Source organism: Streptomyces sp. NPDC051243 (assembly GCF_044455405.1).
GTDB lineage: Bacteria > Actinomycetota > Actinomycetes > Streptomycetales > Streptomycetaceae > Streptomyces.
Genome location: NZ_JBITES010000003.1, coordinates 82958 through 107109, shown reverse-complemented (window position 1 = coordinate 107109; position 24152 = coordinate 82958). Strand labels below are relative to the sequence as shown.

Sequence of the window (24152 nt, the reverse complement as noted above, 5' to 3'; positions counted from 1 at the left end):
AACAGGGGGGAGTCGTCGTCATGACGCAGGCACAGCAGTCCTGCCAGCGGCCGGACTGCGGCGGTACGTACGAGGACATGGGCGGTGGCGAGCTGTACTGCGACACCTGTGGCCTCGCCCCGGTCGTCTCGGCGACCGGCATGGTGGGCTCGCCGCCCACCGGGGTGACGGGCGGCGGCAAGGGCTCGCGCGGCTCGGCGGGCAGCGGCAGCGCCCGCTCCACCAGCCGCGGCAGCTCCCGTACGTCGTCCCAGTCGTCGAAGTCCCGGCGCTCGGTGTCGGGGCGGCTGTCCCGCTCGCTGTCGGGCCGTACCACCGGCCGGTCGGTGTCGGTGCGCAGCTCCGGCTCGGGCGCCGGCTCCAGCGGGCGCGGCAGGCTCGGCGCGGGCCTGGTCCAGGTGCCGGACGTCCCGCGCCCCGACCCGCGCGCGATGGTGCTGGAGAACCCGGAGGTGCCCGAGCGCAAGCGGTTCTGCTCCCGCTCGGACTGCGGCGCCCCGGTCGGCCGGGCCCGCGGCGACCGCCCCGGCCGTACGGAGGGCTTCTGCACGAAGTGCGGTCACCCGTACTCCTTCATCCCGAAGCTGAAGGCCGGGGACATCGTGCACGGCCAGTACGAGGTGGTGGGCTGCCTCGCGCACGGCGGCCTGGGCTGGATCTACCTCGCCGTGGACCGCGCGGTCTCCGACCGCTGGGTGGTGCTCAAGGGCCTGCTGGACACCGGCGACCAGGACGCGATGGCGGCGGCGATCTCCGAGCGGCGCTTCCTCGCGGAGATCGAGCACGCCAACATCGTGCGGATCTACAACTTCGTCGAGCATCTCGACAAGCGCACCGGCTCCCTCGACGGCTACATCGTCATGGAGTACGTCGGCGGCAAGTCGCTCAAGGAGATCGCCAACGGCCGCCGCACTCCGGAGGGCAGGCGTGACCCGCTCCCCGTCGAGCAGGCGTGCGCGTACGGCATCGAGGCGCTGGAGGCCCTCGGCCATCTGCACAGCCGGAACCTGCTCTACTGCGACTTCAAGGTCGACAACGCCATCCAGACCGAGGACCAGCTCAAGCTGATCGACATGGGCGCGGTGCGCAGGATGGACGACGACGAGTCGGCCATCTACGGCACGGTGGGCTACCAGGCGCCGGAGGTCGCGGACGTGGGCCCGTCGGTGGCGTCCGACCTCTACACGGTCGCCCGTACGCTCGCCGTCCTGACCTTCGACTTCCAGGGCTACACGAACGTCTACGTCGACTCCCTGCCCGACCCCGACAACATCGAGGTCTTCCGCCAGTACGAGTCCTTCTACCGGCTCCTGGTCCGCGCCACCGACCCCGACCCGGCCCGCCGCTTCGCCTCCGCCCAGGAGATGGCGGAGCAGCTGACGGGTGTGCTGCGCGAGGTCGTTTCCTTGCAGACGGGGCGGGCGCGGCCGTCGCTGTCGACGCTGTTCGGGCCGGAGGTACGGGTCACGGACACGGAGTTGTTCCCCAAGCTGGACGGGGACGTCTCGCGGCTGGGGGCGCGAGTGGTACGGAACAGGAAGACGTCGGCGGCGTCCGGTTCGGCGGCCGCTCCGCCGACTCCCGCCGCGCCCAGCGCCTTCGCCGCGCCCGCCTCTTCCGCCGGTCGGCCCGCCGTCGGCACCGGGCGTGCCGAGCGGCCGGACGGGGGAGTCGCGAACGCCCTGACAGCCGCCACGAGGCTCGTCAAGGCCGTCAACACCCCGGCCGCCGCCCTCGCGCTCCCCGTCCCGCATGTGGACCCCGCCGACCCCAACGCCGGTTTCCTCGCGGGCCTGATGACCACAGCCCCGGCCGAGCTGCTCGGCGCGCTCGCCGCCGCGTCGGCGCCGTCGACCGAGACGCGGCTGCGGCAGGTGCGCGCCTGGCTGGAGAACGGCGACACGGGCACCGCGCACGAGACGCTGCTGAAGCTGGAGGACGAGCGGCCCGACGACTGGCGGGTCGTCTGGTACCGGGGTGTTGCCGCGCTCGTCACCGGCGACCACGAGGGCGCCGCGCTCGCCTTCGACGCGATCTACGACGCCTTCCCCGGCGAGCCGGCCCCGAAGCTGGCCCTCGGCATGTGTGCGGAGGTGCTTGGCCAGCTGGACAACGCCGCCGAGTACTACCGGCTGGTGTGGGCGACCGACCCGAGCTATGTGAGCGCCGCGTTCGGTCTGGCCCGCGTCCAGCTCGCGAGCGGGGACCGGCGCGACGCCGTACGGACTCTGGAGTCGGTTCCGGAAAGCTCCATTCACTACACGGCCGCACGCGTGGCGGCCGTCCGCGCGCGGCTGCGCGGCCGCACGGCGGTCGCCGCCGACGTACCGTTCCTGGAGGACCTGACCGCCGCCGCGGGCCAGGTCGAGGCGCTGGACGCGTACGGTCTGGATCCGGCGCGCCGGGAGCAGTTGTCGGCGGAAGTCCTCGGTTGCGCGCTGGACTGGATACTCTCCGGTGGCCAGGGTTCCGCCCCACCCGCCGCCGGAGGACGGACGCTGCTCGGCAGCGGCCTGGACGAGCGGGGACTGCGTTTCGGCCTGGAGCGTTCGTACCGCACGCTGGCCCGGCTCGCACGGGGCGGCGAGGAGAGGATCGACCTGGTGGAACGTGCCAACCGTTACCGCCCCCGGACGTGGGTGTAGTTGATGTCGCAGATGCCCCAGTTGTCCGCCTGCCCGAGCTGCGAATGGCCGCTCGAGTCGGGTGACCGTTTCTGCGGTGCGTGCGGATACGACCTGTCCGCCGTGCCCGTACGGCCGGACGACAACCCGACCATCGCCATGAACGGCTCGACGGCGCCCCCTGCCGGCGCGCCGGGCACGGGCTGGCCCGTCGCCGCAGCGCCGGACGGCACCGCCGCCCCGGCGGCCACGCATCGGCCGGCGGACCTTCACGGCAGGGACTCCGGCGGCCACGAACTGCCCCCGGGCACACCCCCGCCCCCGCTGTCACCGCCGCCTGCCCCGTCGACCCACCCGGCGCCGAGCGGCCCCCACGCGACGCCCGTCGCCCCGGCCTCCCCGGCTCCCGGCCACCACACCCCGCCCGGCTTCGCCTACCAGGCCCCGGGCGCCGCCGGCGTGCCGGACGACGCGCACCCGCAGCCCGCGCCCACCGCTCCGCCCACGCCACCCGTCCCGACCGGCTCCCCCGTCTCCCCGGCGTCCGGCGTCCGCTTCGACCGTCCGTCGGAGCCCGAGGAGTACCCGTTGCAGGCACCCGACCCCCGCGTCACCCCCGACCTGCCGACCCCGCGCGAGGGCACCAAGGTGTGCGTGGCCTGCCGCGCGGGCCGGGTCGACCACGATGGGTACTGCGAGAACTGCGGGCACGCCCAGCCGCGCGAACGCGACCACATGGAGCAGGACGCCGGCCCGGTCGCCGCCGTCAGCGACCGCGGCCTGCGCCACCACCGCAACGAGGACGCGTTCGCCGTCGGCTGCACCGCGCTGCCCGATGGCCGGCCCGCGGTCCTGGCGATCGTGTGCGACGGCGTGTCCTCGGCGACCCGCCCCGACGCCGCCTCGATGGCCGCCTCCCGGGCCGCGAGCGAGTCGCTGCTGACCGCTCTGCCGCGCGGCACCCACCCGCAGCAGGCGATGCACGAGGCGATCGTCGCCGCCGCGAACGCGGTCAACGCGCTCGCGGGCGAACCGGCCACGGCCCGCGAGCACGCCCCGCACCAGAACGCCCCCGCCTGCACGATCGTCGGCTCGGTGGTGACGCCCGAGCTGCTGATCGTCGGCTGGGTCGGCGACAGCCGCGCCTACTGGGTCCCGGCGGACCGCGGCACTCCCCCGGCCCGGCTCACCGAGGACGACTCCTGGGCCGCGCAGATGGTCGCCGCGGGCCTGATGAACGAGGCCGAGGCGTACGCCGACGAGCGCGCCCACGCCATCACGGGCTGGCTCGGCGCGGACGCCTACGAACTGGAGCCGCACACGGCTTCCTTCAAGCCGGACCGCCCGGGTGTGGTGGTGGTGTGCACGGACGGGCTGTGGAACTACGCGGAGGCGGCCGAGGACATGGCCGACGTCGTGCCCCTCGACGCCGCCGCGCGCCCCCTGCACAGCGCCCAGGTCCTGGTCGGTCACGCGCTCGACGGCGGGGGCCACGACAACGTAACAGTGGCCGTCCTGCCGTTCCCCGCGCCGCCGATGGGGGCAGGATCGGCCTGAGGCCGCACCGCGGGGCGGGTCTCCATACGGACCGGAGGGGACCGGTCCGTCGACAGCCATGGCACCGCCATGGGGTTCTTTAGGGGGATTTGAGAACGCATGGCCAATTTCTCGAAGTCGAACGTGCCGCAGTTCTCGGTGGACGTGTACCAGAACGAGTACCTGCCGGAGGGCGGTCGCGAGGTCAACGCGATCGTCACGGTGACCGCGACGGGCGGGGGCACCATCGGAAGCGCGGTCGCGGCGCCCCACCTCTACGCGCCGGGGCAGGGCCCGTCCGCGGCCGTGGCGATCATGGTCGACTGCTCGGGCTCGATGGACTACCCGCCGACCAAGATGCGCAACGCCCGCGACGCCACCGCCGCCGCGATCGACACCCTGCGCGACGGCGTGCACTTCGCGGTGATCGGCGGCACGCACGTGGCCAAGGAGGTGTATCCGGGGGGCGGCCGCCTCGCGGTCGCCGACGCGACCACCCGCGACCAGGCCAGGCAGGCGCTGCGCAGGCTCAGCGCGGGCGGCGGCACGGCCATCGGCACCTGGCTGCGCCTCGCCGACCGCCTGCTGTCCTCGGACGACGTCGCCATCCGGCACGGCATCCTGCTCACCGACGGCCGCAACGAGCACGAGTCGCCCGAGGACCTGAAGGCCGCGCTCGACGCCTGCGCCGGACGCTTCACCTGTGACGCCCGTGGCGTGGGCACCGACTGGGAAGTGAAAGAAGTCACAGGTATCGCCTCCGCTCTGCTCGGCAGCGCGGACATCGTCGCGGACCCGGCCGGTCTCGCCGCCGACTTCACGCGGATGATGGAGACGGCGATGGGCAAGGAGGTCGCGGACGTCGCCCTGCGGGTGTGGACGCCGGTGGACACGACCATCAAGTTCGTCAAGCAAGTCGCGCCGACGGTCGAGGAGTTGACCGACCGGCGCACGGAGGCCGGCCCGCGCGCCGGGGACTACCCCACCGGTTCCTGGGGCGACGAGTCCCGTGACTACCACGTTTGCGTCGAGGTCCCCGTCGCGGAGCTCGGCCGGGAGATGCTCGCGGCCCGGGTCTCCCTGGTCGTCCCGCAACCCGACGGCACCGCACGGAACTTAGGCGCCCAGGGTCTCGTACGGGCCGTATGGACCGACGACATGGCCGCCTCGACGTCGATCAACCCACAGGTCGCCCACTACACCGGCCAGGCGGAACTGGCGGAAGCCATCCAACAAGGGCTCGATCTTCGCAAAGCGGGCGATATCGATGGAGCAACGGCGAAACTGGGCCGCGCCGTTCAGCTCGCCAGCGCCTCCGGAAACGCGGACACCGCGAAACTCCTTGCGAAGGTGGTGGACGTGGTCGATGCCACGACGGGTACTGTGCGACTGAAGGCGAAGGTCGCGGAGGCCGACGAGATGACTCTCGAGACACGGTCGACAAACACTGTTCGTGTAAAGAAGTGACCCAGTACTGCCCTAGCAGGACCGTGAAAGCATCGAGCCTGACCCCTTGGGGTTGGAGAAATCCGGTCGAGGACGGCCGGAAAGGAGAGGGGGAAGCGCCGACATGCCGACCTGCCCGAACGGACACCAGTCGGGTTCCGACGACTGGTGCGAGGTCTGCGGTCACCGCATGGCCGGTGCCGTACCTCCACCCCCTCCGCCGCCCCCGCCCGGCGGCGGCTACGGCTTCCCACCGCCCGGCGGTCTCGGAGGTCCGTCCGGTGGCCCGAACGCCGGTCAGCCGGGCGGTCGTCCCCACATGTCCGCCGTACCGGAGCCCGAGCTGTGCCCGCAGTGCCGTACGCCGCGTGAGGGCGGTGCGCCGTTCTGCGAGGAGTGCCGGTGGAACTTCCTGACCAACACGGCGACGTCGTACACCCCCGCCGCCCCGCGCCCGCCGGCGCCCGGCGGCGGCGTGCCCTCCCACTTCCAGCAGCAGTCCGGTCCCCCGCCGTCGTTCGGCGGCGGTGACTCGTACGAGTACCAGGGCTCGCGCCCGTCCCAGGTGAACCGCCCGGCGGAACCGATCCCGCCGTTCGGCGCGGAACCGCCTGGTCCGGGTGGGCCCGGTGGCCCCGGAGGCCCGGGTGGGCCTGGCGGTCCCGGTCCTGGTGGCCCTGGTCCCGGCGGCCCGGGTGGTCCTGGTGCGGGCTTCGGCGGGCCTGGCGGTCCCGGTGGGCCTGGCGGCCCTGGCGGCTTCGGTCCCGGTCCCGGCGGTCCGGGTCCGGGTGGTCCGGGGCCGGGCCCCGGTGGTCCGGGCAACACCAACCCCGGTGGACCGACCGGCCCGGGCGGTCCTGGTGGTTTCGGCGGCCCCGGCGGCCCGGGTGTTCCTGGCGGCCCGGGAGGTCCCGGTGGCCCCGGCGGTCCCGGTGTCAACGCCCCCTCCGGCTTCGGCGGCGACCCGTCGCGGCCGGTTCCGCCGCCGCCCGGTCCGACCCCGCCCGGCGGTCCCGGCGCGACCAGCGGTGCCCCGCAGGCGTTCCAGCCGGCCGGACCGGCAGGTCCCGCCGCCCCGCCGGCCCAGCCCGGGTTCGGTCAGGACCCGCACCGTCCGCAGCAGGGCGGTCCGTCCTTCGGTGGCGGCAACGACGACTGGGTAATCTCCCCGCCGGGCCCCGGTGGCCACGGCGGTCCCGGCGGCCCGGGTGCCCCCGGCGCTCCGGCCCAGGGCGGCTACGGCTACCCGCAGCCCGGCCCGGCCCAGGCCCCGCCGCCACCCGGCCCCGCCTACCCGCAGCAGCCGGCGACCTGGTCGGCGACCATCGGCCCGGACCGCGACTACTTCATGGCGATGATGCAGCGCTCCGGCCCCGAGGCCGCGGGCCTCAACCTGCCCGCGTACTCGCCCGAGCAGCAGCGCACGCTCACCGGCAACCAGGTCACCATCGGCCGCCGCCGCCATTCCACCGGCGACACCCCCGACATCGACCTGTCGGTGCCGCCGGAGGACCCGGGCGTCTCGCACCAGCACGCGGTCCTGGTCCAGCAGCCGGACGGCACCTGGGCGGTCGTCGACCAGAACTCGACGAACGGCACCACGGTGAACGGCGCGGAGGAACCGATCACGCCGTTCGTGCCGGTGCCGCTGCAGGACGGTGACCGGGTGCACGTCGGGGCGTGGACGACGATCACGATCCGGCGCGGCTAGGTCCGGGCGCGGCTCGATTCGAGAAGACCGGGAGGGGGCGGTCGTACGGCGAAAAGTGCCGTACGACCGCCCCCCTCCGGCGTTCGACCGGCCTTCCGACGCTCGATCGGCCCCTCCGGCGTTCGGCTCACCGCCCGGCACGTCAGCCGGGCAGCGCCCAGGCGTACGGCCCCTCGGGGTCGTCCAGCCATGCCCACTCCTGCTCGCCGCTCACCGTGATCCCGTACCGCTCCCGCTGCGGCTGCCCCTCCCGCTCCCACAACGCGTACGCCTCCTGTGGGTCGAGGCTGCCGCGGGTCAGCGCCAGCAGGAAGCGGAACAGCTCGTGATCGCGGGCCCCGCGCGGCAGCCCGCCCAGGTTCGCGGCCCCCGCCTCGGAACGGATGCCGCCGCGCAGCGGCACGAAATAGGCGGGCGTGTGCAGGAACCGCCCTTCGGCGTGCTCGGCGTCATGTACGGCCAGGGCGACCAGGCCGGTGGCCAGCGGGGTGAGGATCCGGGCGCCGGGGCGGCACTGGGCCAGCCAGGCGCGGGGGATCGACGGCAGGGTGCAGGTCGCGATGATCCGGTCGAAGGGGGCGCGTTCGGGGACCCCGCGGGCGCCGTCGCCGGTGACGACGACGGGCTGGTAGCCGGCGGCCGCCAGATGCCGCCGGGCCGACTCGGTGATCTCCGGCTCCAGATCGACGGTGGTGACGAGGTCGTCGTCGCCGAGCCGGTGAGCGAGCAGGGCGGCGTTGTAGCCGGTGCCCGCGCCGATCTCCAGGACCCGGTTGCCGTCCTCGACCTCCAGCGCGACCAGCATCATCGCCATCAGGGACGGCTGGCTGCTGGAGGAGACCAGCTCGCCCTCGCGCAGCCGGGTGGCCAGCGGGGTGTCGGCGTACGCCCCGCGCACCCAGCGCTCGCGCTCGCCCGGGACGGGACTCTGACCCCAGCGCCGTTCGTAGCCGCCGACGACGCCGACGTAGTAGTACGGCACGAACAGATGCCGTGGCACGGCCGCGAAGGCGTCCCGCCACACGGGGTCCTCGGCCCACACCCCGCTCGCGTCGATCTCCCGCACCAGCGCGGCCCGCGCCGAGGCGGCGAGGTCGGCGACCCCCTCGGCGTCCCTGTCGAGATCCTGCGCGCTCATACGTCCACTGTCCTGCGGCACGCGGTACGAGGCGAGCGCCCCGCCGGACGAACCGGAACGCGTCGCTCGGGGGAGCGGTTGCCCCGGCTGCAGCCGTCGGCTGGTCCTAGGCCTGGAGTCCTCGGTCGCCGCGTCTGAGAGCATGGGAGCGTGAATGAGATTCGGCGCGGCACGCTTCAGGAGCAGACCTTCTACGAGCAGGTCGGCGGGGAGGAGACCTTCCGCCGCCTCGTCCACCGTTTCTACGAGGGGGTTGCCGAGGACCCGCTGCTGCGGCCCATGTACCCCGAGGAGGACCTGGGTCCGGCCGAGGAGCGCCTGACCCTCTTCCTGATCCAGTACTGGGGCGGCCCGACGACGTACAGCGACAACCGCGGCCACCCCCGCCTGCGCATGCGCCATGCCCCCTTCACCGTCGACCGCGCGGCGCACGACGCCTGGCTGAAGCACATGCGAGTCGCCGTCGACGAGCTCGGCCTCTCCGAGGAGCACGAGCGGACGCTGTGGAACTACCTGACGTACGCGGCGGCGTCGATGGTGAACACGGCGGGCTGAGCCTGCTGCCCAGCTCTCCCGGTCGCGCCGGCGAGGGACGCGGGCGGCCTGGCCGTCTCGCACATCAACGACGTGGGCTACTGGATGTTCGCCAAGCCGGCCGGCCTCGACGTGGCGAGCGGCCTGCGTACCTGGACGGTCCTGACGAGACCACGGTCCTGACGAGACCACGGTGGGAGTGATCGGCTTCGGCCTGACGGCCGCGCTGTGGCCGTTGGTGTGACCAGGGCTCTCAGCGGACGCTGATGTCCAGGGCGCCGAGTCCCGCACGCCGTACGGCGATCGACCCGTACGGCGTGCGCAGCCGTAGCCAGGCACCGGACGAGAGCAACGCCGGCTCCCCGCCGGGGCGCAGGAACCCGAGCGACTGGGCGGCGTGCACGGCCCGTACCGGAAGATGGGTGTCCCCGACGGTCCGGGACCAGATCTCCCGCCCGATGCGGTCCAGCTCGGCCCGGGTGCGCCGCTCGGGCACCAACTCCTGGGTGCGGGAGCGGAATTCGGCGACGCCCGCACCGACCATCGCCCGCAGGGCATCGGGCGCGGGCAGCCCGGGGACCGGCCGCCATCCGCCACGCGGCGGGAGCACCCCGGCCCATGGCGGCCCGGTCACCGCCCCCGGCACGACGGCGGTGGCCGCCGACTCGTCGACGGACTCGAGCAGCTCACCCGCGGAGACGGTCACGTCCAGTGTGACGTCGAGCCCGTTCTCGTACGGCTTCGCCAGCCGTACCGCGCGGATCGCCAGCACCTCGAAGGACGGCGGCCGCCCGAAGACGGCGAGCGCGGTGCCGGCCGCCTGCAGGCGCACCGCGGCTCCACGGTCGTAGTGGAGCAGCCGGGAGAGGAAGGCCGCGAGGTCCGCCGCCTCCCCCTCGTCGGCGAGGTGGAGCACCGTCATGCGGCGACGGCCTCCTCCTCGTCGTCATCCATGTACTCGCGCAGGAACTCCCGTTCCTCTTCGGTGAGCCGGCGCGGCCGCTGCGCCTCGAAGTCGAACGGCACGATCACCGTCGACGCACGGACGTAGACGACGTCGTCGTCCTTCACCTCATAGGTGAGGGTGAAGGACGCGGCCCTGATCTGCGTGACCCACAGCTCGATGTCCACGGGCGTGTGCCGGTGGACGAGCTGCCGCTTGTAGTCGATCTCGTGGCGCGCCACCACGGACCCCTGCTTGAAGTCCTTCTCCGGGCGGAACAGGAAGTCGATACGGGCTTCCTCCAGGTAGCGGAGGAACACCACGTTGTTGACGTGGCCGTACGCGTCCATGTCCGCCCAGCGCAGCGGGCAGCGGTAGATGTGCCGCAAGATCGATCAGCCCCGGGTCAGCTTCTTGTAGGTGGCGCGGTGCGGACGGGCGGCGTCCGGGCCGAGACGCTCGATCTTGTTCTTCTCGTACGACTCGAAGTTGCCCTCGAACCAGAACCACTTGGACTCGCCCTCGTAGGCGAGGATGTGCGTGGCGACTCGGTCCAGGAACCACCGGTCGTGGGAGACGACGACGGCACAGCCCGGGAAGTCGAGCAGCGCGTTCTCCAGGGAGCTCAGGGTCTCGACGTCGAGGTCGTTGGTCGGCTCGTCGAGGAGCAGCAGGTTGCCGCCCTGCTTGAGCGTGAGCGCCAGGTTGAGGCGGTTGCGCTCACCGCCGGAGAGCACGCCGGCCGGCTTCTGCTGGTCGGGGCCCTTGAAGCCGAAGGCGGAGACGTACGCGCGGCTCGGCATCTCGACCTGGCCGACGTTGATGTAGTCGAGCTCGTCGGAGACGACCGCCCACAGCGTCTTCTTCGGGTCGATGTTCTCGCGGCTCTGGTCGACGTACGAGATCTTGACGGTCTCGCCGACCTTGATGTCACCGGAGTCGGGCTGCTCGAGGCCCTGGATCATCTTGAAGAGGGTGGTCTTGCCGGCGCCGTTGGGCCCGATGACACCGACGATGCCGTTGCGCGGCAGCGTGAAGGAGAGGTCGTCGATCAGGACCTTCTCGCCGAAGGCCTTGCTGAGGTTGTTGACCTCGACGACGATGTTGCCGAGCCGCGGGCCCGGCGGAATCTGGATCTCCTCGAAGTCCAGCTTCCGCATCTTCTCGGCCTCGGCGGCCATCTCCTCGTAGCGAGCGAGACGGGCCTTGGACTTGGCCTGCCGCCCCTTGGCGTTGGAGCGGACCCACTCGAGCTCTTCCTTGAGCCGCTTGGCGCGCTTGGCGTCCTTCTGGCCCTCGACCTTGAGACGGGTCTGCTTGGTCTCGAGGTAGGTGGAGTAGTTGCCCTCGTACGGGTACGCACGCCCGCGGTCGAGCTCGAGAATCCACTCGGCGACGTTGTCGAGGAAGTACCGGTCGTGGGTGATGGCCACAACGGTCCCCGCGTACTTGGCGAGGTGCTGCTCCAGCCAGTTCACGGACTCGGCGTCGAGGTGGTTGGTGGGCTCGTCGAGCAGCAGCAGGTCAGGGGCTTCCAGCAGCAGCTTGCACAGCGCGACGCGGCGCTTCTCACCACCGGAGAGGTTCACGACGGGCCAGTCGCCGGGCGGGCACCCGAGCGCGTCCATGGCCTGCTCGAGCTGCGCGTCGAGGTCCCACGCGTTGGCGTGGTCGAGGTCCTCCTGCAGCTTGCCCATCTCGTCGAGGAGCGCGTCGGAGTAGTCGGTGGCCATCAGCTCGGCGATCTCGTTGAACCGGTCGAGCTTGCCCTTGACCTCGGCGACCCCCTCCTGGACGTTCTCCAGGACGGTCTTCTCCTCGTTCAGCTTGGGCTCCTGCATCAGGATCCCGACGCTGTAACCGGGCGACAGGAACGCGTCACCGTTGGACGGCTGCTCGAGCCCCGCCATGATCTTCAGAACGGTCGACTTACCGGCACCGTTCGGGCCGACGACGCCGATCTTCGCTCCGGGGAGGAAGTTCAGGGTGACGTCGTCGAGGATCACCTTGTCGCCGTGCGCCTTGCGCGCCTTGCGCATGGTGTAAATGAACTCAGCCAAGAGAAACCGTCCGGCAGCTTGAAATCTGGCAGTGGGCAGATACACCCCATCTTGCCCGACCGCTACCCCTGGGGGGAAACCCGTATCGCGGAGGGGCCCCGACCTGGGCTTTCAGTCGGGTCGGGCACCGGCTCGATGACGTCGGCCCAGACGCGGCCCAACCACGGGTTGTCCCCGACACCGAGGCGCGCGGCGACGACATCGTCGAGGAATTTCGCCTGCGGGATGTCCACCGTCTCGCCGGGCCACCACAGCGAGTCGCACTCGGTGCACAGCGAGAAGCGCGTCCCGTCGCCCTTGAAGCGGTACTGGTGGACCCAGTCCTGCCCACAGCGGGGACAGACGCGTTTTTCCGGCATGGGCAGCACACTACCCCGGACATTCGGGGGAAGATCGCAAATTTCGGCGCGCCATTCGGACATTCCAGAACTTTTTAATATTAACTACGCGTGACTGCACGAAATCGATCCGTTACGGATCGAACACACCTCACTTTCACCGGAGATGGCATGCACACGCTTCGCAAGGTTTCCGTCGTGGTCGTCGCGCTCGGCAGCGTCGGCCTCCTGGGCGCCGGCACCGCGACCGCCCAGGGCATGGACGGTCACGGCAACTCGATCCTGCAGAGCTCCAGCTGCAAGTCGCACGACCTGAACCTCGACGTCCTCGGCCAGGTCGGCCTGCTCAACGGCGTGCTGGGCAACGCGCTCAACGGCGAGGGCAACTCGGGCGGCCAGGCCACCCACCTGGGCTCGGAGATGGGCTGCAACAGCAGCGCCTTCTGACCCTCGGCGGGGTCCGCCGGCAGTGCGGACCGGTGCCCCATGGCATGACCTACCGGTGGAGTACGGACCGTGGGCAGACGGTCCCCTGGGTTCCGCCGATGGCGTGCACCGGTATCCCGTGAGCCGAGCCGACCTGGAACAGGTCAGGGGGCGGTCCGTCAGTGGCGGACCGCCCCCTCACTTGCGTGGGAACACCCCGACTCAGTCCTGGGACGCCGTTTCCTTCTTCCGTACGACCACCAGGGCCGCGCCGCCGATCAGAACCAGGCCGATGGCGATGCCCGCGATCAGGGGGGTCATGTCGGATCCGCCGGTCGCGGCGAGGTTGGTGTCGTCGGTCGTGGTGCCGACGGTGGCGGGGCTGGGCTCGCCGAGGGTCTGGACGTCGGGGCCCGCCGCCTCGGCCTCGGTCACCTGCGTCATGCAGTCCAGCACGCCCGTGAACCGCTTGTCGAAGCCGGCCGGGCCCTGGATCGTGAAGTCGTACGCCTGGTCCTCCTGCAGCGGAACCGTCACCGTCCGCGACTCACCCGCCGCGATGGTGTGCTCGATCCCGAGCAGTTCGAAGGTGAACGGCGCGTCGCCCTCGTTGGCCGCGGTGATGTCGACACCGCCCTTGTCGCAGTTCTCCACCGCCGACAGCGCAGGTATCGCACCGGTCTGCGCCCAGGTGGCGCTCGCCGTCGCCGAGACGGTCGACTCGCTGGAGCCGGCCAGGATCTGCGTCTGGCTGCGGCTCTCGGCGGCGAAGGCCCGCCCCACCGGCACGGTCGTCGAGGCCTGCACCGTCAGCTCGGCCTGGCCGTCCGCCGCCTTCTCCGGCACCTCGAAGAACACCTGACCGCCGTCCGCGGCGGACGTGACGGGCTTGCCGTCCTTGCCCACGATGCGCACCCCGCTGGTGGCCGCGTCCGCCGGCGGTGTCACCGTCACGCTCTCGGCGTCGGTGCGCACCGTCACCGGCCCGAGCCGCTCACCGGGGTGGCCGGAGACCGCGGGCGGTTCGAGCGTCAGCGACGCCCTCGGCTCCGCCATGTTCCGCGCGCTCTTGTGGAGGTAGTCCGCGAGCTGCTCGGCCTGCGGGTCGAGGGCGTCGACGTCCACCCCGTCCGAGTAGCGCCAGATGGCCACCTGGGTACCGGCCGCCGCGTCCTGCTCGGTGAGGCCGCCCTTGACGCCCGCCTTGCCCGCGAGCGCCGCGAGGTCGTTCACCTGCGGGTAGGAGTTCTGCAGGATCCAGCGGATCTTCCCGGCGTCCTTGTTGGCACCCAGCGAGGTGCCGCTCCAGGGGGTCTCGTGGTATCTGGCGTCGCGCTGCGTGGGGTTGTGGATGTCGACGCAGTACGTCTGCAAGGCGCCGCCGCCGTCGACGGACATCTCGAACAGGCCCGCCGAGATCTCCTGGTCCCCGGAGTCGGCGTGCACGACCGCCGCGCCGTATGTCTTGAGGCCACCTATCGTGGCGGTCGCCCCGCCCTGGCCCGGCGTCGCCTCGTCGGCCGCGGCCGGGCCGGCACCGGCCACCACCGTGGCGGCGACGAGCCCGGACACCAAGGCCGAGGCGGCGAGGCGGGCCACCCCTCGCCCCCGCACCGGCAGTGCAGAGAACGCAGCAAACACAGAATTCCCCTTCGAGCAGGACCCGTTGACGTGGGGGGAAGGTCCCACCAGCAGAATCACAAGCCCCGAGAGCTATGCCCGGCATCCTAGGGACGCGGCGCACCACGCTTCCCTGGGATCCCGGCAGAGGGCCGATCCGACTCGGAATCGTTATCGCCAAGATCCCTTGCGATCAGGGCTTATCGACAAATCCCCCGGGGTGGTTCGGCACGCATTCGTCGATAAGCCGCAGTTCGGTCAGCGCGTGAAGGTGACTGACGTCACGTCACTGCCGCTGGCTCAGGCGCCAGTTGGGAGTCGACGGCTGCGGGTGCCGTCTCCCAGTCGGGCTCGGGCCGGTCCGGTGCCGCGGCGGCGCCCGCCTCCGTCCGGGAAGTGCGCCGGAAGGCCGAGGTGCCGCGGGCGAGGTCGTGCCCGATCGCCACCGCGTCGATGTCGGCCGAGGTCCAGCTCTGTCCCTCGCGGACGTCCGACCGCACCTTCAGCCTGCCCTGGACCACGACGGGATCGCCCACGTTGAGCGACCCGGCGGCGTTCGTGGCGAGCTGCCGATTGGCCCACACCGTGAAGAAGTTGGTGTGCCCGTCGGTCCACTCGTTCTTCGCACGGTCCAGGTAGCGCGCGGTCACCGCGAGCCGAAAGCGGGCGGACGGTCCCGTCGCGAGCTCCCGGTACACCGGCTGTGTCGCCACGTTGCCCACCGCGCAGATGGTCGTCTCGTTCATCTCGAACCCCTCCCTCGCCCGGCCACTGCCGCCGGGCGGAAACACGTACGGGCCCGTCCCGTACGGCTGCGTCCGACGTGACGGCGGCGTACTCACCGCCGTCACCGCGATCGACCGCACCGTCGCGATCGCCGCGAAGCCAGACTGCCTCCGTCGGGCCGGGCCCGCTGAGCCCTGTGGATCACCGCCCGTCTGTGGAAAACTCCGCCACTCGAACGGGGGACACCATGGCCGCCGCACCCGGCCGCCGCCCCGGGGAGGGGCGCTGCCGCCCCCGGTCGCCGCAACCCCGGGACGCCCCCACAAGGGCACGGCCCGGGGCCCCCGGCTCACCTCACCGGTCCACCAACCCCCATCACCCGCCCGTACTGCTCCCGGACCTCGCGATAGCGCAGCAACTCGGCCGCCACCGGATCCAGCACCCGGGCCCGCCCGCACCCGGCCGCCGCCTCCCTGAGCCGCCGCTCCGCCTCCAGGCCGTACCGCCGGGCCGGCCCCCGTGCCGCGATCCGGCAGCCCCACTCGACGAGCGGCCCGCCGACGATGCCGGCCACCATCAGCAACACCGGCACGCCCAGGTTCGGCGCCATGACCCCGACGATCTGCCCCACCAGCCACAGCCCGCCGACGACCTGAAGGATCGTCATGGCCGCCTGCACCAGGACGGCCGCCGGCCACCAGCCCGGCCGCGGCGGGCGCCCCGGCGGCAGTCCGGCCCGCGCGGCCAGCTCGTCCAGCGCCTCGGGCAGCCCTTGGGCGCCCCGTACGGCCGCCTCGCGCACCGCCTGCGCCCAGGGCCCGGGCAGCCCGGCCGACGCCTGGTCGGCGACCGTCCGCACCGCCTGCTCGACGCGCTGCCGCGCGGTGGACTCCTCGTCCGTCTGGGTGCGCAGGGAGAGTCGTCCCGTCGGCGCCTCGCCCCGGTCCTGGTACCAGCGCCACAGCCGCAGCCAGGGCGTCCCGCACGCGCGGTTGGCGTTGCGCAGCCATGCCCGCTCGGCGGCCTCGCCCGCGGCGGTCGCGCCGATCGCGTCCGCTAGCCGGGCGGAGAACTCGTCCCGCGCCTCCTCGCTCAGCCCGGTCCGCCGGCGTGCGGCGTACACGGGCCGCAGCCGCCACCCCGCTGCCTCCACATCGGCCGAGATCCGGCGCGCCGCGGCCCCGCGCGCCGCCACGAACTGGCCGAGCGCCTCCCGCAGATCACCCACGCCGTCCCCGGTGAGCGCGGACAGCGCGAGCACCGTCGCGCCCGGTTCACCGTGCTCGCCCAGCGCGATGCCGTCCTCGTCGAGCAGCCGGCGCAGGTCGTCGAGAACCTGGTCGGTGGCCTCCCCGGGCAGCCGGTCGATCTGGTTGAGGACGACGAACATGATCTCGGCGTGTCCGGCCATGGGCCGCAGATAGCGCTCGTGCAGGACCGCGTCGGCGTACTTCTCCGGGTCGACGACCCAGATGACCGCGTCGACCAGCCCCAGGACCCGGTCGACCTGTTCGCGGTGCGCCACGGCCGCCGAGTCGTGGTCGGGCAGGTCGACCAGGACGAGCCCGCGCAGCTGCCCGTCCGCGGCAGCGCTCTGCGCCGGACGCCGCCGCAGCCGCGGCGGGATGCCGAGCCGGTCGATGAGGCCGACCGCGCCGTCGCTCCAGCTGCACACCAGGGGCGAGGCGGTCGTCGGCCGCCGTACGCCCGTCTCCGAGATGGTCACCCCGGCGAGCGCGTTGAACAGCTGCGATTTGCCGCTGCCCGTGGCGCCGGCGATGGCGACGACGGTGTGCTGCCCGGAGAGCCTGCGGCGCGCCGCCGCCTCGTCGAGCACCCGTCCCGCCTCGGCGAGCGTCTTGCTGTCGAGCCGGGTGCGCGAGAGCCCGACGAGCTCGCGCAGCGCGTCGAGGCGGGACCGCAGCGGCCCGTCGTAGGCGAGCGGCATCACGACCTGCCGCCCGGACGCCCGCGTCTCCACGACGGCGGGCTGCTTGGCGGAGGCGGTCTCATCCACCCTCCGCGCGATGAGTCCGTCGTCCCAGGGGGTCGAAGACTCCGTGCCGGAGGCGGCGTCCGCGCGGGAGGAGGGCTCAGGGCGGGACGGGGTTTCCACGCGGGACGACTCCTTACGGGATGAAGAATCGCTACGCGACGTGGAGTCCTTGCGAGACGGGGACTCCAAACGGGATGAGGGCTCCTTACGGGATGAGGGGTCCGTACGGGATGAGGGGTCCGTACGGGATGAGGACTCCGTACGGGATGAGGACTCCGTACGACGTGAAGCGCCCCCGGCCTCAGTGCCGCCTGAGCCGCCTGAGCCACCTGAGCCACCTGAGGCGCCGGATCTCGCGCGCCCACGCGCGTGAATCTCACCGTCCCCCACGCGCGCGTGGCCGCCGCTCGGCTGCTCCTCCCTCTTGCCCCGCTTCCTCCAGAGCTTGCGCCTCTCCGGCTCCGGGGCCGCCGCGGAGCTCTCGCCCTCACTTGGATCCCCCACCTCTCCCGCGGCGGAGCTCTCGGCCGCCGCTGGGCCCTCGGCCGCGGCGGAACCCTCACCCTCGCCGGACTTCTCCTCGGCGCGGTCACCCATCACGCGATCACCTTCAGCGCGGTCGCCCTCAGCGCCAGCACTCTCTGTGCCGTCGTCCTTCACGAGAAGGCCGTTCTCGGAAGCGGCCTCCTCGGGGGCGTCGTGCCCGCGCTCGTCGTCGCGGTCCGTGGCGGCGCTGTCCTCCGGGAGATCGACGTGTTCCGTCTGGTCCTGTTCCGTTTGGTTCTGGTCAGTGACGGCAGTCACCGGTCACCTCTCCTTCTGCAGTACGGACAGCGCGGCGATGAGTTCGGCCTGGGGGTCCGGATGGACCTCCAGCGCGTCCAGCGGGGCGAGGCGGCGCTCGCGTTCGTTGTGCATGACCCGGTCCAGGTGCTCGCTGAGCAGCCGCCCGGACCGGTCGCGCAGCCGCAGCGCCCCGTGCGCCCCGATCCGTTCGGCCAGCAACTCCCCCGCGGACCGCGCCCGGCGGGCGCCGAGCAGGGCGGTGGCGACGAGGGCAGCGACGACCTCGGGATCCTGGACGACACCGCGGTCGATGTCGTTCACCTCGTCCTCGGCGTACTCCTCGAGCTCGCGCCGCCAGCGCCGTACGGCCATGCCGATGCGGTGTTCGACGCTCGTCTGCGACGGGTCACGGCTCGTCAGCTCGGGCGCCGCGGCGGCCGGTTCGCGCCGCCAGGCGTCGTCGACCCGCTCGTCGGCGGCGGTGACCGCGCACAGCAGGAGGGTGCTCAGGCTCTCCACCAGCGAGTCGAGGAGCTCCCCGGCGGAGCAGTCGAGCGGAAAGGCGCGCCAGCGCTTCAGGGCGTCGCCGGCCAGCACGGCGCCGGCCTGCAACCGGCTCCGCACGCGCGCGTACTCGCTGTCGTACGCCGAGTCGACGGCGGCGGTGAGCCGCAGCGCGGCGGCGTACTGGGCGGCGGCGGCACTGGCGAGTTCGGGCATGCGGGCTTTGAGGGAGTTGAGGAACCCCTGGGCCGTACGGGCCATCACGTGCTGGCGTGCCGCCGGGTCGTTGGCGTGATGGACGAGCCAGTTGCGCAGCTGCGCCACCGCTGTTGCCGGGAGCAGGCCGCCGCCCCAGGCCGACTCGGGCAGCTCGGGCACCGTGAAGCGGGGTACGTCGCCGAGGCCGGCCTTGGTGAGCAGCGCCCCGTACTGCCGCGAGACCTCGGAGACCACCTGGTGGGGAACCCGGTCCAGGACGGTCACAAGGGTGGCGTCGTACTCCTTGGCGGTGCGCAGGAGATGCCACGGGACGGCATCGGCGTACCGGGCGGCCGTCGTGACCATGACCCAGATGTCGGCCGCGCAGATCAGTTCGGCGGCGAGGGCGCGGTTGTCGGCGAGGAGGGAGTCGATGTCGGGCGCGTCGAGGAGGGCGAGCCCGGGGGGCAGTGTGTCGGCGGTCTCCAGCCGCAGCACGCGCGCGGGGTCCTCGCCGGGCAGCATCAGTTCCTCGGCCGGATCGTGCTCGGGGACCCACACGCGCGTGAGGTCGGGCAGTACGCGCATCCCGCTGAACCAGTGATGATCCTCCGGATGGCAGACCAGCACCGGCGTCCGGGTCGTCGGCCGCAGTACGCCCGCCTCGGTCACGCGTCTGCCCACGAGGGAGTTGACGAGCGTCGACTTGCCGGCGCCGGTGGATCCGCCCACCACGGCCAGCAAGGGCGCTTCGGGCTGTCGCAGGCGGGGCACCACATAGTCGTCGAGCTGTGCGAGCAGTTCGTCGCGGTTGGCACGCGCGCGTGGGGCCCCCGCCAGGGGCAGCGGGAAGCGTGCGGCGGCGACACAGTCGCGCAGGGCGGAGATTGCGTCGAGCAGCTGAGGCCGTACGTCCAAGGTCACCACATGCGAAGAATGCCCAATTTTAGGGGAATTCTGAAGCATATGAGCATGTCTGCGTGCCGACGGGACAGAAGGGGCGGAAGGGACTACTGAGACACAGGCACAGTCCAGGCATAACGAGTGCACAACACCCGGGGCGCAAGAGGCCAAAAGCGGTGCACGATTCGTACCTGCCTGCGATTATCAGGACCGCTTCACCGAACCTCCACATCGAGCCACGGAGGCGAAGCAACAGGGACACGGATGCGGGACCTCTATCCTTGTCCCCGGCAACGTCACGGACCAGCCCACACCGGGCACCAGGACCGAGCCCACCACGACCGGCCCCCGTAGCTCAGTGGATAGAGCAGGCGCCTTCTAAGCGCTTGGCCGCAGGTTCGAGTCCTGCCGGGGGCGCACATGCTCCGCCCTCCCATCGGGAGGGCGTTTTTGCTGGTCAGAGGCCGTTCAGCGGGCTCGACGGAGCGGCTTCGCGGGTACGGGTGGGCCCTCGGGCGGAGTCGGCGGGTGTCCGGCTGGGGACGATTTCGTCCGGCTCTCGGCGGGTGTTCTTCCCGAAAACTTCCCGAAGTTTCGGTGCGGCCTCTCTGTAGTCGCCGCGGGACGACCACGTCGCCACAACCGAATAGATGGGGGCAAATCGGCATACAGGTTGAGGGAGCGCTGGATATCAGATCATCCTTGCCGTCATGAGTCTCGTCTCCACCTCGTTCGATGTGCCCGACATGGGTGACTACGCACACGACTGGGCCTTGGTTGATGTGGAGACGTCGGGTCTCATGGCCCGGCGAGATCGCGTGCTGTCCGTCGCGGTGATCACGATCGGTCCGGACGGCGAGCAGACCGGGGAGTTCTCGACGCTGCTCAATCCGGGGTGCGATCCGGGGCCGGTGGAGGTGCACGGGCTGACCGTCGAGCGGCTGCGGGGTGCGCCGACGTTCGACCAGGTCGCGGGGCGGATCGGGGCGATGCTTCAGGACCGGGTGCTGGTCGCCCACAACGCCCAGTTCGACTACGACTTCCTGGCCTACGAGTTCGCCCGTGCGCGGATGTGGCTGCCGGTGTCGCAGCGGCTGTGCACCCTGGCTCTGAATCGCCAGGTGGATCCGCCGACGGACGACATGAAGCTCGGCACCCTCGCCGCCCATTACGGCGTCCCCCAGCAGCGTGCGCACGATGCGCTGGACGACACCCGTGTGCTGGCCGGGATCCTGCGGGCGTCACTGCGCGAGGCGGCGCGGCTCGATCTGCCCTTACCGCTGGTGACCTGCCCGCCCCGGGCGGAATCGCAGTTCACGCCGAAGCCGCCGAAGACTCCCTGCGCCTACCGCAATCCGGGACGGCTGACTCCCGGCGGGCCTCTCCAGCAGGGGATGAAGGTCGCGATCACCGGTGAGACCGCCCATGCCCGGGCGGAGTTGGTGGGGCGGGCGGTTGCCGCCGGGCTGAACATGATGACGTCCGTCAGCCGGCACACCAGCGTGCTGGTCACCAATGAACCGGCGTCCGGTTCGGCGAAGGCCCGACGCGCACTCGCCGAGGGCGTGCCGGTCATCGACGAGCACGATTTCCTGCGGCTGCTGGCCTACGTACGGCCGGGCACCGCGCATGATGCGACGGCCGTCGCTGTCGCCCCGGTGGCCGAGCCGGAAGCAGAACCCGTCGTCGGGCCCATGGAGTCGGCGCCCACCACAACTTCTGCCGCCCCCGTCCCGGAAGCTGCGGCTTTCCCCACGGCCGCACCCGGTGCGCCCGTACCCGCTCCGCGTCGACCGGTGCCCTCCGTCGGCACGTTGGACAAGCCTCTGGCCGGGCGTCGCGTGCTGGTGCTCGGTGGTGTCCATGCCGATGCCGCGGCTGCCCGTACCCGCGTCGTCGAGCTGGGCGGGTCCGCGGCGATCAACCTGTCCGCCAGTGTCACCGACGTCGTACTCCTGGAGGGAGGGCGGGGTGACCGGCGCATGAGCCGCATCACCGCCCTCGAACTCCCCGTGCACGACCTCCACTGGCTCACCGCACCGACCGCCATCGCACCGGCCGCGGCGGCACTCCGGACTCAGGAGCCGTATGCGATGCCGAGAGGCGGTGTCATCGACCTGCCCATGCCGCACGGCAGACCCGCGCCGGAGTGGTATGTCACCGCCGGCTGGGCCCCGCAGTCAGACTGCGAGATCGACGTCGTAGCCTTCCTCCTCGACGAGGACGAACAGGTCACCTTCGACGAGGACTTCATCTTCTACGGGGCCCCGGAGAGCCCGGCTGGAACTGCGCGGCTGCTGACCGGCGGTCCTGCCGAACAGACCATCACCCTCAACCTGGCCTCCCTGCCGCCCGCGACGCGCAAGGTCGTCATCGCCGCCGCCATTGACGGCGCCGCGACCTTCGGGACGGTCGGTGCGGTCCAGATCGGTGCGGCACCCGGCAGCAGCGGGGCGCCTCTCGTCCGGGCCACCCTGGATGCCGCCACCACCGAACGCACCATGCTGCTCGCGGAGATCTACCGCAGAGGTCCGGTGTGGCGCCTACGCGCCGTCGGCCAGGGCTACCACCACGGCCTCGACGCCCTCGCACGCGGATACGGGGTCGACATCGCCGACTGAACGACGGTGCCGAAGACGGACGTACGTGCGTCCCCGGGGTCTCGGTCAGGCTCGGCGACGCGGTGCGGGCGTGGATCCGGGCTTGGGCACCGGCATGCTCGGGGCCGGCCTGGCGGGCAGTCGCTGGGGGCCTTCGATGCGCTGCTGGAGCTCGGCGAGCTGGCCCGTGATGCAGCGGGCGTAGGTGGCGAGCAGGACGGGGACACTGTTGCCGGCCCACTCGGCGACCTGGGCGGGTGGGATGCCGTGGTTGAGCCAGGTGGTCAGGCAGGTGTGGCGCAGGTCGTAGACGCGCTTGCCCACAGGTGACTCGTACTCGTGCTCCGGCAGGACCGCCTTGCGGGCCTTGTTCCAGGCGCGGCGGAAGACCGATCCGGCCAGCAGCCCGCCCTTCTCACCGGGGAAGAAGAGGTCGCCCGGCTGGAGGCCGTCCCTCTTGATCAGGTCGCGGAGGACAGCGACGAGTGCCGGGTGGGCGGGAACGGGGCGGGTGTCGCCCTCGGCGCGACCCTTGAGGTCGCGGGTCTCGTGGACGCGGCCGTCGTCGGTCCACTGGCTGCCGACCTCGGGCTCGGCGGTGTGGACGAGCAGCTCGCCCCAGCCTTCGGCGGGCAGTGTGGTGGCGCTGACGCGAAGGGCTACGGCCTCCTCCGGCCGTAGACCGGCGTAGTAGAGGGTGGCGAAGAAGGCATGGAGGCGGTGGCCGGTGCGAGGGCGGTCGGCGATCCAGGCAAGGAGGCGGGCGACCTGACCCGGATTGAGCAGCGACCGCTTGTCGACGGCCTCGGCCACCTTGGGGGCGGCGCCCTCCTCCTTGCCCTTGGGGAGCGGGTTGGCGGTGAGGATCTTCTGCCGGACGGCGTACTTCATCGCCACGTTGAGGATCCGATGCTCGCGCTTGACGGAGCTGGCGGCGGCCGGGCTGCCGTCCAGAAGTGTGTCGAGGGCCTGTATGACGGCGTCGATGCGTTTGGTGTCCTCCCAGGCCGTCATGGGGAGGGAGTTGCGGGCTATCCACGACAGGATGGTGCGGACTTCGGGCGTCGCCTCGTCGCGTCGGATCTTGTTGAAGGCGTACTCGCGCAGGGCCCGGCGTACGTCGATCGGGTCGAAGCGGTCCGGGAGTTCGGTGCGGAGCAGTGCGAGGGTGACCTTGGTGAGGGCCTTGGCGGTGTTCTTGCGGTTGTTGGCCGAGATGCGCGGCCACTTCATGTCGACGTACTGGAGGGCGAATTCGTAGTTGGTGACCTCGGCAGCCGAGGTGGCGTGTGAGACCGGCAGGCCGGTGTCCATCTCGAACGGTTCGCCGTTGTTCGCGGCTACGCGCAGCGTTGCGCGGAAGGATTCGGCGAGCGCGCTCGTGGCATAGCTCTGGCCGTGGCGCTTTCCGTTGACGGACCACCGGACGGTGTAGCTGGTCTTGCGCTTTCCCCTGTAGATCTCCGTGTCGTAGAAGCGGACCTTGTAGGACCGGTTGCTCAAGCGTGGTCCTCGCAGTCGGTCAGCCAGTTCTCGTAGTCACTGCGGCGGATACGCAAAGCGCCGTTGGGGATGCGTATGCAGCGCGGGGCTGTGCCCTTTTTGCGCCAGTCGTAGAAGGTGGAGCGGGAGATGCGGAGGTCGGCACAGAACTCGTCGACCGTGAGTTTGTCGGCGGGGCGGCGGGGCGGAGACGTCAAGCGGTGTTCCTTGGCTAGGGGGCGGGGCTGTCCTGCGTTTGCGCCGGGTTGGTGCGAAAGGCAGGCGGACTGTGGAGTTGCCAGTCGATAGCGGCGTGGATCCGTGGGCAGGGTCAGCACCTCGATTGGCACCACAACTATCCATAGAATCGCCGGTTTCGCTAACCGGCGATCGTCGTCTATATTGCGCTCGCGCGGTTCGCCGCAAAGCGGTTTCCCAGGGGCGGGAAGTACCGAAAACCGGCACATCAATCGACTATTTCGTCAACCGGCGATCGTGCCCTAAAATTTTGGGACCGCCTTCTACCGCCTTCTTTTTCGGCACCCCTTCTGCCGTGAGAGATGTCGCGGGATAGGGCTGGA

At 71.6% G+C, this 24152-nt stretch carries 19 protein-coding genes and 1 tRNA gene; 9 read left to right on the top strand and 11 right to left on the bottom strand.

Annotated elements, in window-relative coordinates:
- Positions 1-20 precede the first annotated feature (20 nt).
- The 4 genes from ACIBAG_RS07815 to ACIBAG_RS07800 all read left to right on the top strand — a co-directional run bounded on the left by ACIBAG_RS07815 (position 21) and on the right by ACIBAG_RS07800 (position 7317).
- Positions 21-2645: a tetratricopeptide repeat protein gene (locus tag ACIBAG_RS07815; protein WP_399102186.1), complete on the top strand. Its 2625-nt coding sequence runs from the start codon at positions 21-23 to the stop codon at positions 2643-2645.
- 3 nt (positions 2646-2648) lie between these two features.
- On the top strand, positions 2649-4181 hold the full coding sequence (locus ACIBAG_RS07810; RefSeq protein ID WP_399102184.1) for a protein phosphatase 2C domain-containing protein: 1533 nt from the start codon (positions 2649-2651) through the stop codon (positions 4179-4181).
- Between the two features lie 99 nt (positions 4182-4280).
- Positions 4281-5627 (top strand): VWA domain-containing protein, encoded by a 1347-nt coding sequence (locus tag ACIBAG_RS07805; protein WP_399102182.1) that lies wholly within the window; start codon positions 4281-4283, stop codon positions 5625-5627.
- Between the two features lie 103 nt (positions 5628-5730).
- Positions 5731-7317: an FHA domain-containing protein gene (locus tag ACIBAG_RS07800; protein ID WP_399102180.1), complete on the top strand. Its 1587-nt coding sequence runs from the start codon at positions 5731-5733 to the stop codon at positions 7315-7317.
- 142 nt (positions 7318-7459) lie between these two features.
- Here ACIBAG_RS07800 and ACIBAG_RS07795 read toward each other — a convergent pair whose 3' ends face one another.
- Positions 7460-8455, bottom strand: coding sequence for a methyltransferase domain-containing protein (locus ACIBAG_RS07795; RefSeq protein ID WP_399102178.1), 996 nt, complete (start codon positions 8453-8455; stop codon positions 7460-7462).
- Positions 8456-8605: 150 nt separating this feature from the next.
- Between ACIBAG_RS07795 and ACIBAG_RS07790 the strand changes: the two genes are divergently transcribed.
- Positions 8606-9010, top strand: coding sequence for a globin (locus ACIBAG_RS07790; protein ID WP_399102176.1), 405 nt, complete (start codon positions 8606-8608; stop codon positions 9008-9010).
- Positions 9011-9094: 84 nt separating this feature from the next.
- Positions 9095-9172: a hypothetical protein gene (locus tag ACIBAG_RS07785; RefSeq protein ID WP_399103261.1), complete on the top strand. Its 78-nt coding sequence runs from the start codon at positions 9095-9097 to the stop codon at positions 9170-9172.
- A gap of 70 nt (positions 9173-9242) precedes the next feature.
- Here ACIBAG_RS07785 and ACIBAG_RS07780 read toward each other — a convergent pair whose 3' ends face one another.
- The 4 genes from ACIBAG_RS07780 to ACIBAG_RS07765 all read right to left on the bottom strand — a co-directional run bounded on the left by ACIBAG_RS07780 (position 9243) and on the right by ACIBAG_RS07765 (position 12351).
- Positions 9243-9911, bottom strand: coding sequence for a hypothetical protein (locus ACIBAG_RS07780; RefSeq protein ID WP_399102174.1), 669 nt, complete (start codon positions 9909-9911; stop codon positions 9243-9245).
- A complete protein-coding gene (locus ACIBAG_RS07775; protein ID WP_399102172.1) occupies positions 9908-10321 on the bottom strand; it encodes an acyl-CoA thioesterase in 414 nt (137 codons plus the stop codon). Before ACIBAG_RS07775 ends, ACIBAG_RS07780 begins: the two co-directional genes overlap by 4 nt.
- A gap of 6 nt (positions 10322-10327) precedes the next feature.
- A complete protein-coding gene (gene ettA / locus ACIBAG_RS07770; protein ID WP_399102170.1) occupies positions 10328-11992 on the bottom strand; it encodes an energy-dependent translational throttle protein EttA in 1665 nt (554 codons plus the stop codon).
- A gap of 62 nt (positions 11993-12054) precedes the next feature.
- A complete protein-coding gene (locus tag ACIBAG_RS07765; RefSeq protein ID WP_399102168.1) occupies positions 12055-12351 on the bottom strand; it encodes a hypothetical protein in 297 nt (98 codons plus the stop codon).
- Between the two features lie 150 nt (positions 12352-12501).
- On the opposite strand from ACIBAG_RS07765, the gene ACIBAG_RS07760 reads away from it, so the two are divergent.
- Positions 12502-12777 (top strand): hypothetical protein, encoded by a 276-nt coding sequence (locus ACIBAG_RS07760; protein ID WP_399102166.1) that lies wholly within the window; start codon positions 12502-12504, stop codon positions 12775-12777.
- A gap of 201 nt (positions 12778-12978) precedes the next feature.
- Here the strand turns inward: ACIBAG_RS07760 and ACIBAG_RS07755 are convergent, their stop codons facing one another.
- From ACIBAG_RS07755 to ACIBAG_RS07740, 4 genes are all read right to left on the bottom strand, one after another.
- Complete coding sequence (locus ACIBAG_RS07755; RefSeq protein WP_399102164.1) at positions 12979-14397, bottom strand: Cys-Gln thioester bond-forming surface protein; 1419 nt, start codon at positions 14395-14397, stop codon at positions 12979-12981.
- Positions 14398-14657: 260 nt separating this feature from the next.
- A complete protein-coding gene (locus ACIBAG_RS07750) occupies positions 14658-15122 on the bottom strand; it encodes a single-stranded DNA-binding protein (protein WP_399102162.1) in 465 nt (154 codons plus the stop codon).
- A 329-nt stretch (positions 15123-15451) separates the two neighbouring features.
- The gene (locus tag ACIBAG_RS07745; protein ID WP_399103259.1) at positions 15452-17695 is read right to left on the bottom strand and encodes a GTPase; all 2244 of its coding nucleotides are present in this window, start codon (positions 17693-17695) and stop codon (positions 15452-15454) included.
- A 210-nt stretch (positions 17696-17905) separates the two neighbouring features.
- Entirely contained in the window at positions 17906-19513 is a 1608-nt protein-coding gene (locus ACIBAG_RS07740; protein WP_399102160.1) for a dynamin family protein, read from the bottom strand.
- A gap of 320 nt (positions 19514-19833) precedes the next feature.
- On the opposite strand from ACIBAG_RS07740, the gene ACIBAG_RS07735 reads away from it, so the two are divergent.
- Together ACIBAG_RS07735 and ACIBAG_RS07730 are read left to right on the top strand one after the other, a co-directional pair.
- Positions 19834-19906, top strand: a tRNA-Arg gene (locus tag ACIBAG_RS07735).
- 293 nt (positions 19907-20199) lie between these two features.
- Positions 20200-22110 (top strand): TerD family protein, encoded by a 1911-nt coding sequence (locus ACIBAG_RS07730; RefSeq protein ID WP_399102158.1) that lies wholly within the window; start codon positions 20200-20202, stop codon positions 22108-22110.
- 45 nt (positions 22111-22155) lie between these two features.
- Here the strand turns inward: ACIBAG_RS07730 and ACIBAG_RS07725 are convergent, their stop codons facing one another.
- Both ACIBAG_RS07725 and ACIBAG_RS07720 read right to left on the bottom strand, forming a co-directional pair.
- On the bottom strand, positions 22156-23592 hold the full coding sequence (locus ACIBAG_RS07725; RefSeq protein ID WP_399102156.1) for a tyrosine-type recombinase/integrase: 1437 nt from the start codon (positions 23590-23592) through the stop codon (positions 22156-22158).
- Positions 23589-23789 (bottom strand): helix-turn-helix transcriptional regulator, encoded by a 201-nt coding sequence (locus tag ACIBAG_RS07720; RefSeq protein ID WP_399102154.1) that lies wholly within the window; start codon positions 23787-23789, stop codon positions 23589-23591. Before ACIBAG_RS07720 ends, ACIBAG_RS07725 begins: the two co-directional genes overlap by 4 nt.
- Positions 23790-24152 lie beyond the last annotated feature (363 nt).